The organism is Acinetobacter sp. YH12046, from assembly GCF_013419905.1.
Taxonomy (GTDB): domain Bacteria; phylum Pseudomonadota; class Gammaproteobacteria; order Pseudomonadales; family Moraxellaceae; genus Acinetobacter.
The window spans coordinates 25301-43944 of record NZ_VOZF01000009.1; the positions used below are offsets into that span (position 1 = coordinate 25301).

Annotated in this window: 18 protein-coding genes; 4 read left to right on the forward strand and 14 right to left on the reverse strand. The window is 42.8% G+C overall.

The window, feature by feature from the left end:
* Positions 1-121 precede the first annotated feature (121 nt).
* The 4 genes from FTU03_RS07340 to FTU03_RS07355 form a co-directional block, all read right to left on the reverse strand.
* Positions 122-460, reverse strand: a complete 339-nt coding sequence (locus FTU03_RS07340; RefSeq protein WP_159123393.1) for an FKBP-type peptidyl-prolyl cis-trans isomerase — start codon at positions 458-460, stop codon at positions 122-124.
* 80 nt (positions 461-540) lie between these two features.
* Entirely contained in the window at positions 541-1164 is a 624-nt protein-coding gene (locus tag FTU03_RS07345) for an MgtC/SapB family protein (RefSeq protein ID WP_103799665.1), read from the reverse strand.
* Between the two features lie 89 nt (positions 1165-1253).
* A complete protein-coding gene (locus FTU03_RS07350; protein WP_159123391.1) occupies positions 1254-1784 on the reverse strand; it encodes a YaeQ family protein in 531 nt (176 codons plus the stop codon).
* A 100-nt stretch (positions 1785-1884) separates the two neighbouring features.
* Positions 1885-2889, reverse strand: coding sequence for a GTP-binding protein (locus tag FTU03_RS07355; RefSeq protein ID WP_159123390.1), 1005 nt, complete (start codon positions 2887-2889; stop codon positions 1885-1887).
* A gap of 389 nt (positions 2890-3278) precedes the next feature.
* On the opposite strand from FTU03_RS07355, the gene FTU03_RS07360 reads away from it, so the two are divergent.
* Positions 3279-3533, forward strand: a complete 255-nt coding sequence (locus FTU03_RS07360) for a hypothetical protein (protein WP_179992627.1) — start codon at positions 3279-3281, stop codon at positions 3531-3533.
* 327 nt (positions 3534-3860) lie between these two features.
* Positions 3861-5465, forward strand: a complete 1605-nt coding sequence (locus tag FTU03_RS07365; protein WP_179992628.1) for a bifunctional 3-(3-hydroxy-phenyl)propionate/3-hydroxycinnamic acid hydroxylase — start codon at positions 3861-3863, stop codon at positions 5463-5465.
* Positions 5466-5526: 61 nt separating this feature from the next.
* Here FTU03_RS07365 and FTU03_RS07370 read toward each other — a convergent pair whose 3' ends face one another.
* The 7 genes from FTU03_RS07370 to FTU03_RS07400 all read right to left on the reverse strand — a co-directional run bounded on the left by FTU03_RS07370 (position 5527) and on the right by FTU03_RS07400 (position 11456).
* The gene (locus FTU03_RS07370; RefSeq protein ID WP_179992629.1) at positions 5527-6144 is read right to left on the reverse strand and encodes a glutathione S-transferase family protein; all 618 of its coding nucleotides are present in this window, start codon (positions 6142-6144) and stop codon (positions 5527-5529) included.
* A gap of 120 nt (positions 6145-6264) precedes the next feature.
* Positions 6265-7161: a LysR substrate-binding domain-containing protein gene (locus FTU03_RS07375; protein WP_159123387.1), complete on the reverse strand. Its 897-nt coding sequence runs from the start codon at positions 7159-7161 to the stop codon at positions 6265-6267.
* A 1-nt stretch (position 7162) separates the two neighbouring features.
* Positions 7163-8365, reverse strand: coding sequence for an MFS transporter (locus tag FTU03_RS07380; protein ID WP_179992630.1), 1203 nt, complete (start codon positions 8363-8365; stop codon positions 7163-7165).
* 41 nt (positions 8366-8406) lie between these two features.
* Positions 8407-8970 carry a TetR/AcrR family transcriptional regulator gene (locus FTU03_RS07385; RefSeq protein ID WP_179992631.1) on the reverse strand — a complete coding sequence of 188 codons (564 nt, stop codon included), beginning with the start codon at positions 8968-8970 and terminating at the stop codon, positions 8407-8409.
* A gap of 141 nt (positions 8971-9111) precedes the next feature.
* A complete protein-coding gene (locus FTU03_RS07390; RefSeq protein ID WP_004784949.1) occupies positions 9112-9633 on the reverse strand; it encodes an acyl-CoA thioesterase in 522 nt (173 codons plus the stop codon).
* 317 nt (positions 9634-9950) lie between these two features.
* Positions 9951-10127: a hypothetical protein gene (locus FTU03_RS07395; RefSeq protein WP_162835329.1), complete on the reverse strand. Its 177-nt coding sequence runs from the start codon at positions 10125-10127 to the stop codon at positions 9951-9953.
* 333 nt (positions 10128-10460) lie between these two features.
* Positions 10461-11456: a patatin-like phospholipase family protein gene (locus tag FTU03_RS07400; RefSeq protein ID WP_159123384.1), complete on the reverse strand. Its 996-nt coding sequence runs from the start codon at positions 11454-11456 to the stop codon at positions 10461-10463.
* 121 nt (positions 11457-11577) lie between these two features.
* On the opposite strand from FTU03_RS07400, the gene chrA reads away from it, so the two are divergent.
* Positions 11578-12792: a chromate efflux transporter gene (gene chrA, locus FTU03_RS07405; protein WP_179992632.1), complete on the forward strand. Its 1215-nt coding sequence runs from the start codon at positions 11578-11580 to the stop codon at positions 12790-12792.
* Positions 12793-12844: 52 nt separating this feature from the next.
* Here the strand turns inward: chrA and FTU03_RS07410 are convergent, their stop codons facing one another.
* Entirely contained in the window at positions 12845-14320 is a 1476-nt protein-coding gene (locus FTU03_RS07410; RefSeq protein WP_159123382.1) for a sodium:alanine symporter family protein, read from the reverse strand.
* Positions 14321-14362: 42 nt separating this feature from the next.
* A complete protein-coding gene (gene gltS / locus FTU03_RS07415) occupies positions 14363-15601 on the reverse strand; it encodes a sodium/glutamate symporter (RefSeq protein WP_166137667.1) in 1239 nt (412 codons plus the stop codon).
* Between the two features lie 926 nt (positions 15602-16527).
* Between gltS and FTU03_RS07420 the strand changes: the two genes are divergently transcribed.
* Complete coding sequence (locus FTU03_RS07420; protein WP_179992633.1) at positions 16528-17235, forward strand: nitroreductase; 708 nt, start codon at positions 16528-16530, stop codon at positions 17233-17235.
* A 79-nt stretch (positions 17236-17314) separates the two neighbouring features.
* On the opposite strand, the gene FTU03_RS07425 is transcribed toward FTU03_RS07420, so the two are convergent.
* Complete coding sequence (locus FTU03_RS07425; protein ID WP_179992634.1) at positions 17315-18526, reverse strand: multidrug effflux MFS transporter; 1212 nt, start codon at positions 18524-18526, stop codon at positions 17315-17317.
* Between the last annotated feature and the right edge of the window lie 118 nt (positions 18527-18644).

The window sequence follows — 18644 nt, forward strand, 5'->3', positions numbered from 1 at the left end:
CTACGTCGAATAGCAGGGAGTGCAAAGCTTTTTTTGTAGCTCATCGGATGAAGTCCATATTGCTAAGACTTCACCCGTTCAACATTCACTCATCACAATGAATGAAGCTTATTTCAGTGAATCAATCACGTGTTTTAACATCATACAGTTCGATTTCAAAAATCAGGTTTGAATTGGCCGGGATGATATTCCCCATTTTACGTTCACCATAAGCCAAATGAGCAGGCACAATTAGTTTACGCTTACCGCCCACTTTCATACCGATAATCCCTTGATCCCAGCCCTTGATCACACGGCCAGTGCCAATCACGGTTTCAAAATAGTTACCACGATCCAGTGATGAGTCAAACTTGGTGCCATCTTCTAGCCAGCCAGTATAGTGAGTCGTAATAAGCGCGCCCTTAACCGCTTCTTTACCTTCACCCACTTTCAAATCAATAATTTCTAGCTCTTTGGTCATGACCAATATCCTTTCTCTGGCAAATACGCATAGTATAAACGGGATTAGACAGAATTCCTTTAGCTTTGAGGCTTAAAGGATTAAAAGCTGAGTTCCTGGATATTTGAATCATTCAGTAAATAGTTAGTCAATTTTTTATGATTTTCGGCGGAGCCAATTAAAATCCAGCGTCCACTAATACGGTGTTCCGTTTTATGCTGCACACTGCGAACGACTTTCATATTATAAGTTTTAAATAATTCTTCGTATTGCTCTAAGGTTTTACGTTGATAAGGACAGATAATTCGGTAGGTTCGTGCCTGACTTAAAGTTTCTATTCCCTCTTGGACATAGATCAGAAAAATCAGCACGATTAATACAATAAAAGTAGCAAACAGACTCAGCCATTCATAACCCGCGCCAGCTGCCATGCCCAGTGCTGCTGTCATCCAGATGGTTGTCGCTGTCGTAATGCCTGAAATCCGGTTTTCATCTTTAAAGATAACTCCCGCACCGACAAAGCCCAAGCCAGTAAGGATATTGGCTGCAATCCTATCCTGACTATCCAGACCAATTTTGATTGACATAATCGTGAACAAGCAGGAACTCAGACTGACCATGATCATAGTCCGCAAACCGGCAGACTTACTGCGATATTCGCGTTCTGCACCAATAATTGCACCAATACCGAGGGCAATGAGCAAACGATAAAGATCCGGATGCATATATTTATCCCTGTTTCATTTTTATTATTGTCAGGTATACGCAATTTCTGAATCAGGATACAAGCCGAGACTTGCATCCTTATTGGCTGTTATTGTAACTGTTCCCATTCAATTACAGCTTGGGCCTGATCACCGATCAAGGTCCATTCGCCATCCATGACATTCAGTTGCAGCTGCATGGTACGTTCACATAACTGTTGTACCGCTTCAGTGCTGGCGGTCGAGATTTTCCAGACCTCAACATTCGACAGCGTTTTCAGTTTGGAATTACGTTTATACCATTCATCAACTGAAGAACCATAAGCAACTACTGCGACCTGTTTGCAACGTGCGCTGGCTTTTTTGACTTTATCTTCGTCAGGACAACCCACTTCGATCCATTTCAATAATTGGCCAGTCAGGTCTTTTTCCCACAGCGCTGGCTCATCAGTCTCAAACAGATCCTTGGTAAATTCAAGCGCCTCGCCAGCAAAACGTGCATAAGCCAAAACACGTACCATCAGACGTTCAATGGTTTCCGAAGGATGCAGCGCCATCGTCAACTGATAGTCTTCATAACGATGGGTATCCATATCGGCAACGTTCAAATCTGCCTTATAAATTGTCGCTTTTAACGCCATAATACAATCCTCAAATTTGGCGCCTAGCATATAAGATTTATTGCATTTTTGCTGAACAGATTTCATCTTATCCAGCTATTTTCAACACGCAGATTCGAAGTTATTTTTCCTGAACAATCCGGCATTGCATTAAGGCGGTTTCAAATTCCAGCCAGTCACGTGAGGTCTGGTAAATCACTTCTACCCGGTTATCAATGCCTTCTTCGGCAGACTGATAATTAAACTGATCAGGATTGAAATTAAAGCTTTTCCAGCCCTGATTGGTATTAAAAATCCCTTTGATTCTGAGCCAATCCTGCTGCTCACAAAGCAGATCCAGCAGATCATAAAAATCAAACTGCCAGCGTTTTGGCAATTTCCAACCTGCCACCTGATAGCCTTGTGCACTTTCAACATAATGATAAGGCAACTGATGTACGACAGCCGGCACCTCTCCCAACACTTGGCGCTGTTGCTTGAGCAGTGGCTGAATCTGACGTGAAGCACCCTGATAATCCTGTTTGATTTGCTCAATATCCAGCTGTCCGTTTTCTATCATCAGCCAGTGCTGGGCATATGGCTGATACTCAGACTTGAGTTCAGTTAAAGCAGCATGATCAGTTTCAGTCATCAAATCAGCATGGGAAATAACCACGATATTGGCAACTTTCAGCTGATCCGCATACAGGTTCTGATGCGTCCAGTCCCGATCATGTAAACGTGAACCATCGACTACCGTGACCAGAGCCTGCATTTTCAAATGACTCTGCCAATGCGGTTCGGTGAGCTGTTCCAGCAGTTGCCCGGGATGTCCGAGTCCTGTAGGTTCAATAAATAGCCGGTCCGGTTTGGTTTCTGACAATAGCCGGGATAAAGCAATCTGCATTGGCAACTGACTGCTACAACATAAACAGCCGCCCAGCAATTCTTTTACTGCATAGCCCTGATCCTGAGGCAGTAATTGCTGGTCGACGCCAATCTGACCAAACTCATTCATCAGCACAGCCCAGACTTCTTGCTCCGGTTTCTGGCTCAGTAAATATTTTAATAAAGTGGTTTTACCAGCACCCAAGAATCCGGAAATGATGTGTACAGGAATAGGCTGCTGAGCGGCAAGAACTTTCAAAATTGATTCTCAAAGATAGAATTAGAAGTAGTAAACCTGACTATTATAGAACACTGGACTCTTGCAAAAATGTTCATTCTTGGATGATTAGATTCTATTTATCTCGGTTCAAATAAAAATAACAGTCTGTAGTAAGTACTTTTTAACCGTTAACTAGTTCACTTAAACGCTATATTTGAAATATTTACACACATTTCCAGCTAACAATTTCCTATACATTTAACAGAAGAAAACAAATTTCCAATGATTGTATTTGCTTGGTTAACAGCTTCGTGCGGCTTTTGTTAATTGCTTTGCTCCATAAAATTTTCATGCTTAGGATGAATTCCTGCCGGATTGATGTGATGGTCATTCGGCAGTTTATAAATGTAATAAAAAGGATGCTCAACATGAAATATGCACAAATCTTACTTGCAACAACGCTTACTGCAGCCGCAGCTACCAGTTTTGCAGCAAACAACACCACTGACACGAAGACCACTGAGGAACAGAAAGTCACTGTGACAACTCAGGAACTTCCTGCAACGAATAACCCAAATCTAAATGTAACCACAGCTGGACCTGCTGACCAGCCTGCTGCGTCTGAAGCTGCTACAGAAGACAAAGATGGTAAAAAAACAACTAAGTCGACATCGACTCGTTAATCAGGTTTAAAGCAACATCTCGTGCAGTAAATCTCCAGTAGGTTTGACCTATGCTGCCGGATGTAGACTAAGGCTGAATCATGCAACTGCGTGATTCAGCTTTTTTATACCTTATAGGCTATTCACTATAGCCAGAAATGATCATAGGATTCATTCATCTTATGAATAAATTTAAATATTATTATTTATTATCAATAACTTATTAAAATAAAATTCTTTTCAACTAAATCTTTTTGATAGACATGACCTACTATGGACTAGCTTGTTTAGCGCTATTGATTGTTCCTTAATAGTCTCAATCCTGAATTGATGGAATGGACATTCGCGATGAGCAATACAAATTACACCACTGAAGTGGCGATTTTGGGGGCCGGCCCGGTAGGTTTAACAATTGCCAACTATTTAAGCAAACAGGGTGTACAGGTCACTGTGGTTGAACAGCTAGATAGTCTGATCGATTATCCGCGTGCCATCGGCATTGATGATGAATCCTTGCGTACCATTCAATCTTTGGGACTGGTTGATCAGGTCTTGCCGCATACTACCCCGAATCATGCCATGCGCTTCCTGACACCCAAAGGCCGTTGCTTCGCAGACATTCAGCCACTGACTCGTGAATTTGGTTTCTCCCGCCGTAATGCTTTCATTCAGCCACAAGTAGATAACGTTCTGCTAGAAGGCCTCAAACAATATAAAAAAACTGAAGTACTTTTCTCTCGCCATCTGACACATTTCAGCCAGGATGCTGAGGGTGTAACTTTAAATGTTCAGACTAAAAATGGCAGCTTAGAAACCATTCGTGCGCAATACCTGATTGCCTGTGATGGTGGAAACTCTTATGTACGCCGTACCCTCAACATTCCATTCGAAGGTGAAACTGCGCCAAACCAGTGGATCGTGATTGATATCGATAATGACCCATTGGCAACCCCACATATTTATCTATGCTGTGACCCGGTGCGTCCTTATGTATCAGCTGCCCTGCCGCATGGCATTCGCCGCTTCGAATTCATGGTTATGCCAGGCGAAACTCAGGAAGAACTCAGTAAACCGGAAAATATTGCTAAACTGCTTTCTAAAGTTTTACCGAATACCGATGGAATCGAAGTAATTCGTCAACGTGTCTATACCCACAATGCACGTATTGCAGATAAATTCCGTGCTGACCGTATCCTGCTTGCTGGTGATGCTGCGCACATCATGCCGGTATGGCAAGGCCAAGGCTATAACAGCGGTATGCGTGATGCCTTTAACCTGGCCTGGAAAGTTGCATTGGTGATCCAGGGTAAAGCAAGCCATGAATTACTGGACTCTTACCAGGTAGAACGTAAGGATCATGCCAAGGCGATGATCGATCTTTCAGTCATGGCAGGCCACGTCCTTGCTCCACCAAAAAAATGGCAAGGCTTTGTTCGTGACGGTATTGCTTACGCATTGAACTATATCAAGCCAATCAAACAGTACCTGCTGGAAATGCGCTTTAAGCCTATGCCGAAGTATCATGATGGTGCCCTGCTGGCCAATACTCAGAAAGACTCTCCAGTCGGCAAGATGTTCATTCAGCCGCAGGTGAAACTGGAGTCTGATGAAACTGTATTGCTGGATGAAGTGATTGGCAATGACTTTGCCATCATTGCCTGGGGGGTGGATCCGAAATGGGGCTTAAGCAAGCAAACGATACAACAGTGGAAAAAACTTGGCGTAAAATTTATCCAGGTTATTCCTACAGTTCAATTGTCTAATCAACATCGTAAGCAATACGAAGATGTGATCACCATTGGTGATATCGGTACGGACATTCGTACCTGGTTCGGCAAGACCAAGGACTCTATCGTCATCCTGCGTCCAGACCGCTTCGTGGCAGCCTTAGCGATTCCTCAATCTATAGAAAGCACAAGTCAGGCGCTATTTAACAAGCTCCATGTCAAATAATTGACCTCAGTCAAAAAAACCACGCTACGGCGTGATTTTTATTTATAGATGAACATAGAAGCTAAGTTCGGTATTGCTCAAACCATGAAATATCTTTGAGAGAATCACGACGTGCCATTTGCTGTAGGAAAGGTTTAAATTCTTCCAACGGCGGCAAAATTTTGGTACTAATTGCGAAGATCAGACAATAGGCCACATATAGATCTGCAGCAGAAACTTTTTCACCTAAAAGATAAGGCTTGGCCTGCGACAAACCTCGTTTAAAAAAATCAAATACCGCGGCTTCGTTACCAAAACTTAAACTGGTTCGGACCTTTTCAATCTGTTCTTGAGATACTTGTAAATTTTTTACATCAATATATTCAGTCAGTGGCCCATGACAGAAGAAAATCCATTTTAAATAAGTACCACGCTTGGGATCATCTAAAGCGGGTGCCAATCCTTTGTCCTGATACTTATCTGCCAGATAGATGATAATAGCCGCCATTTCTGAAATTACGACGCCTTGATCGACCAGACATGGGACTTTACCCATCGGATTGATCTGAAGATATTCAGGCTGATGCATATCTTTAAAAGGAACTTCCACCTGCTCAAGCTGGTCTTCAATCTGTAGTTCTTTAAGGATAGGCAGCAAGGTCATGCCACGTGACTGAGGGTTGTTATAGAGCTTTATCATTCTGCTTCAATCGATTTCTTATTTTTTGAATTTCAGTATAAAGCGATTTTCCTCTGCGATTAAAAAGCATGTGCTACAGATCATTTCTGTAGCACATTTCATTTATGGAAGATCAATAATTTACTTAAAAAGGTCTACACAAAACTTTTCTTTGAGCACTTTCAGAATCAGCTCAATCGCAGGATGCTGGTTATTTTTACGGTAACTGACATAGAGAGCAATCATCGGTAAAGGTTCCAGCGTTTTCTTCACCACAATATTATCGCCGAGTAATGGAATCACATAGGCTGGTACCAGACTCCAGCCAACCCCCATGCCGACCAGATTGACATTCAGCAGAATATTGGTGGAATACTGCACCACATTCACGTTCAGTTTCGACTGCCTAAAGAAATCATCAATAATCTTATGCAGCTGTGGTGAGGCTTGTTCATCACTAATCACAAAGTCCTGATTTTCAAACTTCTTGATGCTGACATAGGGCATTTCTGCGACCGGAGAATTTTTCGGCACAATCAGCGTCAGTGGCTCATCAAAAATCTGAACGGACTCAAACTCATCCGACTGATCTCGGTAGCGGGTAAAGGCAATATCAATACTGCCCTGTCTCAGCGCGCTAAACTGTTCTGCATCGGTCAGGCTATGAAACAGTGCTTTCAGTTCAGGAAAATGTGCACGGATATTCGGCATGATATAAGGAAAAATTTTCATTTCCGCGACCGGTACGAAGCCGATATTCAGCTGACCCTTATGTGCATGGGCGATCTGACGGGCTGCCTGCACGGCACGTTCCGCATGTTCTAAGCTCAACAGAGCTTCCTTTAGAAAAGCCTGTCCAGCCTCGGTCAGCTCAACCTTGCGGTTATTCCGCTCCAGCAATTGCGCATCTACTTCACGCTCCAGATCCTTAATCTGCTGACTGAGTGAAGGCTGAACAGTATTCAGTTTTTCAGCTGCACGGGTGAAATTCAGCTCTTCAGCCACTGTAACAAAATAGCGTAAATGTCTTAATTCCATTTTATTCTTCCGGTAAGGATGCTGAAATCGAAGGTCGCTTCCTGGCCACATATTGACGGTAGATCAATAAAGTGAAAATCACCATCACTGCACAGAACATATAGGTCTTTTCAAAACCGTATTGCGCAATGATCATACCCATCACTACTGAACCCACTGCCAGTCCAATATCAAACAGGGTAAAAAAGGTAGAAATTGCATGGCCCATACGCTGTTTTTCGACAGATTGAATCGCCAGAGTTTGTAAACATGGAAATAATGAACCGTAACCAATTCCGATAAATACCGCAGACAACCACATAGTCCATTGGCTGGACATGACACCGACAATCATCATGCCAATCGCAAAGAAAATAAAGGAAGGATAGATAACTGCACTTGGTCCTTTACGGTCGTAAATTTTGCCCACCCAAGGCCGTACCAACAACATTGAGGCCGCAAAAACAATAAAGAAGATGCCGGTATAAGCCAGTAGTTGCTTGGTTTCACTAAAGGGCGTGATAAAACTCATGATACTGGAGTAAGCAAAAGCCGTGAGCAGTGCCACAAAACTCACCGCCAGCACTTTGACTTCAATAATGTCATGCAGGCTGAATTTTGATTTTTCGACCACTGTAGCTTGAGGTTTTGCTAATTCGGTAATTTTCAGCATGAAGGAAAAGATCAAGCCGATAGAGATAATCACGGCAAGCAAGCCAAACAGCACTTTAAAGCTGGTGAACTGAACTACGGTTAAGGCCAGTAATGGACCAAATACCACACCCAGATTAGTCGACATGACAAAATAGCCCATGCCCTCACCCTTACGAGATTCCGGAATAAACTCATTTGCAACGGGAACGGTGACCGTCGTCAGTATGCTGAACCAGATCCCATGTAAGAAACGCACTGCCAATAATGACCACATGCTATCGACCAGCAAATAACTAAAGGAAAATAAGGCAAAAATAACTCCGGCTCCGCGCATTGCCAATTTCTTGCCGAGTTTCTCGATGATCATGCCAGAAAAAGGTCGAATGGCGATGGATGAAACTAAGAACAGGGTCAAAGCTAAACCTGCTTCTTTGACTGATCCGCCCAGATCTTTCATGATATAAACCGGCAGAATGGTCAGTAAGGCAAAGTAATAGACAAACAGGAACAGATTGTTCAATAAACACAGAATAAAGGAGCGATTCCATAAGCGCTCAGGACTAGCAGACATAACACGCAACTTTTAAAAACAAATTTAAGAACTGACTAAACTCAGGGAGAAATCAAAGCTGGGCTTAAGGCCAGATCTACCAGATTCTGGATATATTGATCATCCGGCATGCGGTTGAAGAAAATGATCTGGTAATGAATCGGCCCGTATAAGGTGTCCAGCATCAGGTCAAAAGGATAATCCGCACGTAATTCCCCACGCTTGATGGCCTGTTGAATCAATTGGTGGGTTTGTTTTCGACGTGGTAATAGATACTGCTGAAAAAAGTCTGCAGCCAGCTCCCGATGATTGGCCATAACGACCAGCAAAGCTCGGCCTACCGGATGATTAAGCGCCTGAACCAGCAGAGTTAGCTGTTGAACCAGATTGCTGCGCAAGCTTTGTGAAGCATCCAGTTCAAATACCCCTGCTGTGCGCTGCTTGAAAGCATCTAGTACCAGTTCAGATTTATGTTTCCACCAGCGGTAAATCGTAGATTTGCCAACCCCTGCCCGTGCAGCCACATCTTCAATGGTTAGCTGATGATATTCACCTTCTGCCAGTGCATCCGAAACCGCCTGCAGAATACTGTGCTGACGCCGTGAACATTTTTCTTCTTCACTCATGCTTAAAACCAAAAAACAAAACGATACGTATCGTTTCATATTAGATTAAAAAAGAAGCTTAAGCCAGAGTTAAATGAATTTTATAGACAAAAAAAGACCTCTCATTGAAGGTCTTTTTAATAAGCAAATTAAGTTTAGTTCTTAGCTATGCGCTGATTTTTTATAGATACTGCATGAAGGATGATGATTTTCCTGCAGACGGGCAACTTTACGTTGTTCAGCTGCTTCAAAACGGCAACGTTTCCAGTCATTGTCCAGATTCAGCGGTGGAATCTGTTTAGGCTTACCATTTTCATCAACAGCGACCATCGTGAAGTAGCAACTATTGGTATGGCGTACAGTACGTTTCTGAATATTTTGCGCTTCTACACGAATGCCAATTTCCATTGAAGTACGACCTACATGGTTCACACTTGCCAGGAAAGTCACCAGCTCACCCACATGAATCGGTTCTTTGAAATTTACTTTGTCTACAGACAGGGTTACGACATAACTACCCGAATAGCGACTCGCACAAGCATAAGCAACCTGGTCCAATAATTTCAGAATTGTTCCACCATGTACATTTCCTGAAAAGTTCGCCATATCTGGCGTCATAAGGACCGACATCGTTAACTCTGACTGGTCATCCGATGCTGTTGCAATTTGATCTAAAGGGGCCATCGTTTTCTCTGAACTCTTTGAATGACAATGATATAGACCATTATTATAGCGTTTTTGGCCTAAATAAAATGTTCAATTCGGCAAATAAAACATCATAATTCTTGATATGAAATTTTTCTCCATACAAAAAAAAAAGATATTCCTCTGAGGATCCATAGAAATCATCAGAAAGTTATTTTCAGTAACTATAAAATAAACAGGAATTTATCCACTAAAGTATTTTCTTGAATCAATGCACTGCAATGAAGAAATTTTCCATTAAGCATGCAGAACTCGGTTTAAGAAAACTGCATGCATTAACAAAAAATAACCTCGAATTAAGCAGGCACTTGTCTCAACATTTCTCGCGCCACATTCTCATAACTTAAAGTCTGCTGGCCATGCAATATAGTTTCAACGGTAAAAGAACCATCGGGATGAACTTTAGTTACAGTAAAAATCGTATTTTCAAACTGAGCTAATGTGACTTGCTGGCCAATTTCGATGTGATTCATATGGCTTTTACATTTATTAATCTGTCGATTTTTATTCTGTCATGATCTTCTAAGCTTTTGAACAGTTGTTTAACTTAAGTCTGTGAATAATTTTGTTAAAATCAAAAAATAGCCTTAAAATATTTTCATAAAATCACTATATTTTTATAATTCAAAGATTTATTTCCCATTAAAACTTGGGCTTTAAGTGACTTTCAATAGGTAGAAAACATCAGCTCATCTCTAAAAACGATGAGCAAAAATGAGCCGCTTTTCACCTATATGAGGAAAGTGGTGAATATCTTTATACATCTATTTGAAAAATAAATACTTTATTCAAAATCTTAGAACAAACTATTGTTGCTGAGCCAAGAGCAATGGAATCTGATGACCTTGACTATAATTATGCTTCTGATAGACCTGAGCAATTTCTGGTAGCTTGAGTTTAGCCGCCTCAATCCCAGCATCCATGGTCAACTCCCTGCCACGCACGTCAAAGATATGACCTTTTTCGCGTAAGTCTGGTTGAATCACTACATCGGCGTATTGCAGTTCCTCAGAAGCTAGACGTTGCTGCATGATATTGATGTTCTGGTTGAATAGGCCCCAGACATTGGTGGTTTCGGTATGGATCGGCTGTGCCAGAATATCGACAGCAATCACAATATCAGCGCCCAACTCACGAGCCACTTTGACCGGCACCGGACTGACCAGCCCTCCATCCACATATTCCTTTTTCTGGATAACAGTCGGAATAAACATGCTTGGAATAGAAACGGATGCACGCACTGCCTGACCGGTATTACCATAATTAAAAACTACGCGCTTGCCCTCTTTCAAGGCTGTGGCTACCACAAACATCGGGATTTTCATGGCTTGCAGAGGTGTCTGATCGACCTGTAAATTCACATAATTTTCAACTTTTTTGCCATCAAAAAAGCCTTTACGGTCCAGCTTGATGTCGCGGACGTCAGTTGCTTTCATGCTTAATGCAATATTACGCAGTTCAATCGCTGGTTTACCACTGGCATAAATGGAACCTACGATACTGCCAGCACTGGTTCCCACAATAAAGTCAGGTTGTATGCCTGCCTGCTCCAATACTTCAATTGCACCGATATGCGCATAGCCACGCGCACCGCCACTGCCAAGAACGAGTGCAATCACCGGACGGTTTTCTGTTTGCTTGATCTTGCGGAAATTGATCTGGTTTGGACGTGCCTGGGCTTCTGCTACTGAACTGGCAGATTTGATATGACTAGAGTTAGATGGATTAAAACCGGATGTCGTTTGGCAGCCGCTCAAACCTACCATTGTCATCGCCAATATACTCAGTACATATTTCTGCATGCAGAGCACGTCCTCATTTTGTTAAAGCAACATAGTGTATAAACACATGCTTAAATAATCTGTAGAATTTCGTAAAACTGTCATACAGTTGCACTAATGTCTTTCAATTTTCAGCCACTGTATGAATACACCTTCACTGTACCGGATCTTTCTCACTTTCCTGCAACTGGGCTGTATGGCATTCGGTGGACCGGCAGCGCATCTGGTGTTTTTTCACCGTAAATTTGTCGACCAGTTACAGTGGTTAAATGCGACACAATATGGCCAGCTGGTTGCATTAGCGCAGCTTTTGCCCGGCCCAAGCAGTAGTCAGGTAGGCCTTTCAATTGGCTATCTGCAAAGAGGTTATGCTGGGGCATTCGTGGCTTGGCTTGGATTTACTCTGCCTTCAACGCTTCTGATGAGCTTGATCGCAGTACTCGGTCAGCACTATTTCCATATTCTAAACTCAAACAGCTTTCATAGCATTCAATTGATCGTTTTTTCTGTAATCGTCTGGGCATTCTGGCAAATGCTCAATAGCTTCTGCAAGAGCATCTGGCAGTATGTACTGGTCTTCATTTCAGTCCTGATCCTAAGCTTCATTAGTATCAGTTTGAATCAGCTACTGGTCATTATTTTAGGGGCAGTTTTTGGCCTCGTAATGGCAAAATTTTCCAATTCTCCTCAGGAAAATAAGCCCGCTTCAAATTCATCTACCATTCACTCAAGTTATATTCGGCCACGTCATGCACCTTACTGGTTCATCGCATTTTTATTACCGTTTTTCCTGATTCCTCTACTAGTCAAATCTGGTTCTTGGCCTGAACTCGCATTTTTTGCTGATTTCTATCAAACTGGCTCATTAGTCTTTGGTGGCGGGCATGTCATTCTGCCTTTGCTGCATCAGGACTTTGTGGCGACCAATTTACTTTCGCCCCAATCTTTCGATCTAGGTTATGCATTTGCCCAATTGATGCCGGGTCCATTATTTAGTTTTTCCAGCTATGTCGGTGCTCTGTTGCCTTGGACAGGTTCATCCTGGATTAATGCACTGTTAGCAACCTGTGCCATTTTCCTGCCTTCGTTTTTTCTGATTTTTGCTACTTTGCCTTATTGGTCATGGTTAATGCAGCAACGTATTATTTTTCAGGCGGTGAACGGGATTAATGCAGCGGTGGTCGGTCTGCTTTTATATTTGCTGATTGATCTCTCTCAGGCATATTTTCGTTCCTGGTCTGATCTGGTTTTTGTCATCGTGATGATTTTACTGTTACGCTCGAAATTACCAGTCTGGTTCAGCCTGATTGCTGGCTTTATCCTATATCAAAGCTATCTTAATTTTGTGTCATTCTAACCATTTAAACCCATAAAAAAGCCCCGAACCAGTCGGGGCTTTTGCTCAAGTCTTACCAGATATCTGATTTAACTTTATCTTTAAATTTCGGATGATCATCGAGCTTAAACTCTGGTTGCTCGATGCCACGTTTCAGCTGACCGGTATAGTCCTTGAGCAGCATCAAAATAAATGGCATCAGCAGCACAATCGCAATCAGGTTAATACTGGCCATGACACCCATGAACAGGTCCGCCATATTCCAGATCAACGGCACACTAGCAATCGAGCCAAAATACACCATAAACAATACCAGCAACCGGAAAATAAACATGACCTTGCTGTTATTATTGATGAACTGAATATTTCCTTCTGCATAGGCATAGTTACCAATGATAGAAGAATAGGCAAACAGGAACAGAATCAAGGCCAGGAAGTCATCGCCCCAAGCACCAATCTGGCTTTCAAGCGCCATCTGGGTCAAGGTCACGCCTTCAAAACCGGCATTTTCATATAGGCCAGAAACCAGAATCACGATAGCGGTACATGAACACACAACGAAGGTATCTACAAATACGCCAAGCATTTGAACCAGACCCTGATTCACCGGATGTTTCACGTCAGAGGCAGCCGCCGCATTCGGTGCTGAACCCATCCCCGCTTCATTCGAAAATAAACCGCGCTTAATCCCCATCATCATGGCCATCGAGATCATGGCACCGAAGAAACCGCCTGCAGCTGCTTCAAACTCAAATGCTTTGCTAAAGATCAGCTGAAAAATAGACGGCAACATATCGTAATTGATGACGGCGATATATAAAGCTACACCCAGATAAAGAACTGCCATGAAAGGGACCACCCCTTCAGCAACTTTTGCAATCCGTTTGATCCCGCCAAAAATAATCATGGCCGTAATCAAGACCAAGACCAGACCAATCCAGGAAACTTCCAGATCGAAACCACCTAATGGCAACATCAGATTGGCTTCATTCCAGCCCCAGGCATGTGAGGTTGCACCCGTAATGGCATTGGCCTGCACGGCATTGAACACAAAGCCATAGGTCGTAATCAGTGCAATTGCAAAGACAATTCCCAGCCATTTCTGTTTAAGACCCTGAGTAATGTAATACGCAGGTCCACCACGGAATTGCTGATTCTTGTTATCCCGAACTTTAAACAACTGGGCTAATGATGATTCTACAAAAGCAGAACTCATTCCCAGAAATGCAGTAAACCACATCCAGAACACAGCACCTGGACCACCGACAGCAATCGCAATGGCAACACCTGCAACATTACCCACACCGACCCGGCTAGCCAGACCTGTTACAAAGGCCTGAAACGGCGTAATACCATGGTCATCATCGACCTTGCCACGACTACGTTTCATGACTTTGATACTGTGCCAGAATAAACGGATCTGTACTGCACCGGTCATGATCGTATACAAAATACCGACTGCGACTAGAAACACCACCAAAAAGTCCCAGAGTGGACCATTTAAGGCATCGACCCAGCCCAGTAAGGTTTCATTTAGCTGATCATTCATGTCATATCCTTATGAGCTTATGACTCATTATCAAGCTTAAAATTAGACGAAAAATTTCAAGATCATCTGGATGATCGTGGCATTAATCAAGTCAACGAAGAAAGCACCACATAATGGAACGATCAGAAAGGCTTTATGCGAAGCGCCATACATATTGGTAATCGCCTGCATATTGGCAACAGCCGTTGGGGTTGCACCCATCCCAAAACCACAGTGACCTGCAGCAAGTACTGCGGCATCGTAGTTTTTGCCCATCACCCGGAAAGTGACAAATGCTGCATATAAAGCCATAGTCAAGGTCTGTGCACCGAGAATCACCATCAATGGTCCTGCCAGATCCGCCAGTTGCCATAATTTTAATGACAGCAGCGCCATGGCCAGATAAAGCGACAATGAAGCATTACCAAACACATCAATCGCACGGTCGAAGATCTGGATTTTCAGGATACCTTCCAGCACGTTACGCAAAATCACGCCGCCAGCCAGTGCCCATACAAAGGTTGGCAGTTCAAATACTGTATCTTTACTAAAGCCAGTCATCAGTTCTGCAAATGCCAGACAGCCTGCAAACAGACCAAGTGTGGTAATGGCATTATCTGCAGTGATCAGACGGACACGATGTGGATATTCAAATTGAACATATTCATCTGTCGTGCTGTCCATTGGTGTATTGTCACGCTTTTCGATCTGCTGATCGGTACGTGCCACAGCAAGATTATGACGGTTAATCAACAGTTTCGCCAAAGGTCCACCGATAACACCACCAATGATCAGACCAAAGGTTGCACTTGCCATCCCGAGCGCCAAAGCCCCCTGAATACCATGCTCAACCTCCATAATTTCACCCCAGGCGCCAGCAGTACCGTGTCCACCAGTCAAGGTAATCGAACCGGCAATCAGACCGATCAGAGGATCAATACCTAACAAGCTTGCCAGCCCCATACCCACTGCATTTTGTAGGGCAATAAATGTTGAGATGGCAACCAGGAAGATCACCAGTCCGATCCCGCCTTCGCGTAATTTAGCGAAGTTCGCACTCAGACCGATCGAAGCAAAGAAAATCAGCATAAAACTGGTTTGCAGTTCCGCGCTCGTGGTAATGCTGTAGCCCCAGAACGAATGAACCAGCAGAGAGATAACCGCTGCAACCAGACCACCTGCGACAGGTTCAGGAATGTTGTAACGTTTTAGAAAATCGATTTTATCTACCAGAAACCGGCCCAGTAATAGCACAATTACTGCAGCGATCAGGGTATAAAATGCGTTAAAAGTAAAATCCATAATTTTTTTGTCCAAGATGGTTCTGAATTTTTGTCATTCTAAAAGTCGTGTTGCGATTCATTTCCACAGAAGAAAACCTTACATTACCCCATGTAATTGTCATCTACTTCATTCATCCATCGCCTTTAGAATCAACAAAGCATTCCGCATCTGTTTCAAACTTATGAATATCATCGTGATGATCATATTCAGTGAGAGATTTATAAAAGCGAAAAACAGCCTTTTGCTGATTGCATAAGCTACGCCAGATGCATAAATTCATCTAAGCGTGCAACTCATAGCGATAACATCCAGCCTATATTTTTTACTTCTCAACCAGCATGAATTGCTGCATGAGTGCTTTTAACCTAACTGAGTTCATCAAGTCATTTGCAATAAGATATTTCAAATAGAGCTTGACCATGCAATCTTCATTATTTCTTCAAAATGCATGTATTCAACTGAAAAGTCGCACATTATGCTGTTTCTTTGTATAAAGTTTTATTGTTTTTTATTAACTATAGTTAGTGAATATATAAAAAATAATTATAACTTCTTATTTTTTATAGTTTACTACCCCCAAATTTTAATCGAAATAAAATATTAATTGAACGTAAAAACGGATATTTAATTTTATTTTTAAGATTGAATTTTAATCATTCTATTTTGTTCTTAACTTTCCTTTTAGTTCCAGCCATCGATGTTAATTGCTCAAGATATCAGCATCTAAAATATCGGTTGCATGTTTAGAAGGAGTTTTGTTTAAGCATTCAATAAATTTCTTAGGCTATTTATATAACTTCTATATCTCTTAAGTGCATTCTCATTCATGTGATTTTTATTAATCATCATAATTCACTGTGAAACTAAAATTACCCCTGCCCGACAGAGTTTGTTTGGTTTATAGTCAGTTCACCATCATTAAGGATATGAGATTGGAAATTAGAATGGATCAAAACCTCGTTCGTGCTGTAGATCAAACCATTACTTCCCGTCATTCAGTTCGTGCTTTTCTGGATACGCCGGTCAGTACCGACATGCTCAAAGACATTTTGACTGTGGCCAGTCGCGCCCCTTCAGGAACCAATACCCAGCCATGGAAAGTATATGTGCTGACAGGGAAAAAGCGTGATGAGCTGGTGCAGCGTGTCTGTCAGGCGCAAATGGAGCTTTACCAGAATCCGGCACTGGCCGAGCAATATAAAGAAACCTTTGCCTATTATCCCGAACAATGGTTCTCTCCTTATATCGACCGACGCCGTGAAAATGGCTGGGGCTTATATGGTTTGCTGAATATCCAGAAAGGCGAAAAAGAAAAAATGGCGCGCCAGAACCTGCGTAATTTTGAACTGTTTGATGCACCAGTGGGGCTATTCTTCACCTTACATAAAGATTTGGGCGTAGGTTCAAAAATGGATATTTCCATGATGATTCAAAACGTGATGCTGGCTGCCAAGGCACGTGGTCTGGATACCTGTCCGCAGGCTGCCTGGAATCATTTTCATAGCATTGTGCTAGATGTACTGGGAGCAGGTGAAGATGAAGAGCTGGTCTGTGGCATGTCACTAGGCTATGCAGATCCAGACCATATCGTAAATACCTTTATCACCCCACGTGTCCCGGTAGAGGAATTTGCCGTTTTTGTAGATGAATAAGATTTGATAAGCCATGATCCAAGCATCAACTTTGAGCTGCTTGGATTGTCTGACAGAGATATAGAGTTCTTGCAGCTCCTTATTTCTGTTTAACTCTAGGCAGTTCTAATTTCAATACAGATCTAAAGGCTATAACTACAAAGATCGCCATTACCAAGGCCATATTGAATAAAGCATCCCACAGCATAAAGTTCAGCAAAACCCCACCCAACAAACCGCAGGCAAATTGCATACTGCCCATGATCGCACTGGCGGTTCCCGCACGCGCGCCCTGCTCTGCCATGGCCAGCGCCATCGCATTCGGTCCCACAAAACCAATCGAGGCCACAACGACAAATAAGGCCGCCATAACTAGGACAACAGATTCAATATTCAGATAGCCTAAAACCAGTAAAGCCAGGACACCGATTCCCTGTAAAGAAGCACCTAGTTTTAAGCGACTTAATACTGAAAGATATTGAGCCAGATGCTTATTCAGGGTCGAGAACAGCATGATTCCAACGGCATTCCCCCCGAAAGCATAAGCAAACTGCTGCTCGGTCAGATGATAATGATCCATCAGAATGGCTGAAGAAGCGCTGATATAGCAGAACATCACCGCCCCAGAAAAACAGCCCACCAGCATCGGTCGTCTGAAACTTTCATCCTGAAAAATGGTTCGGTATAAACTCAATACCTGTTGCAAATTCAGTTTAAGACGGCGTTCCGAGGGCAAGGTTTCCTGAAAGAAAAAATGCACACAGACCAGACTAAACAAGCCACAGCCCATCAGCACCAAGAAAATAATATTCCACTCAAAGAACATCAGTACCCATGCGCCGAGACTTGGCGCAATAATCGGTGCAATGGTCGTTACAATCATCATGCTGGCAAAGGCCTGTGCAGCCGCCTGCATATCCAGCCGATCACGAATGGTTGCTCGGGCAACCACGACTCCTACACATCCTCCTAAGGCTTGTAATACCCGTGCTGCAATCAGGCTCCATTCATTCTGTGCAAACATACATAACAGGCTGGCCAGAATATATAGGCACAATCCAAAATAAAGCGGTGGCTTACGTCCAATCCGGTCACTGATCGGGCCATATAGCAACTGCCCAACCGCTAGTCCAAGGAAATAAGCTGGCAGGCTATTGGAGATCATCTGGGTGCTGACACCAAAATCCGCTGCCATTTCTGGCAAGGCAGAGAGATACATATCAATAGATAAAGGACCAAGTGCAGTCAGTGAAGCCAGCAAAATAATCCAGGACATGGCATAAGGCCGTGGTGCTGTCGTATTGGAGTTCATGTAATTAAAGATTTTAATGCGTAGTAGGCAGACAAATTAACATAGCGCATAGTATGATTTACATGGAAATTAAAAGTTATAAATATACTTTTTCTCATATGTATATTCAGCTTTGCAG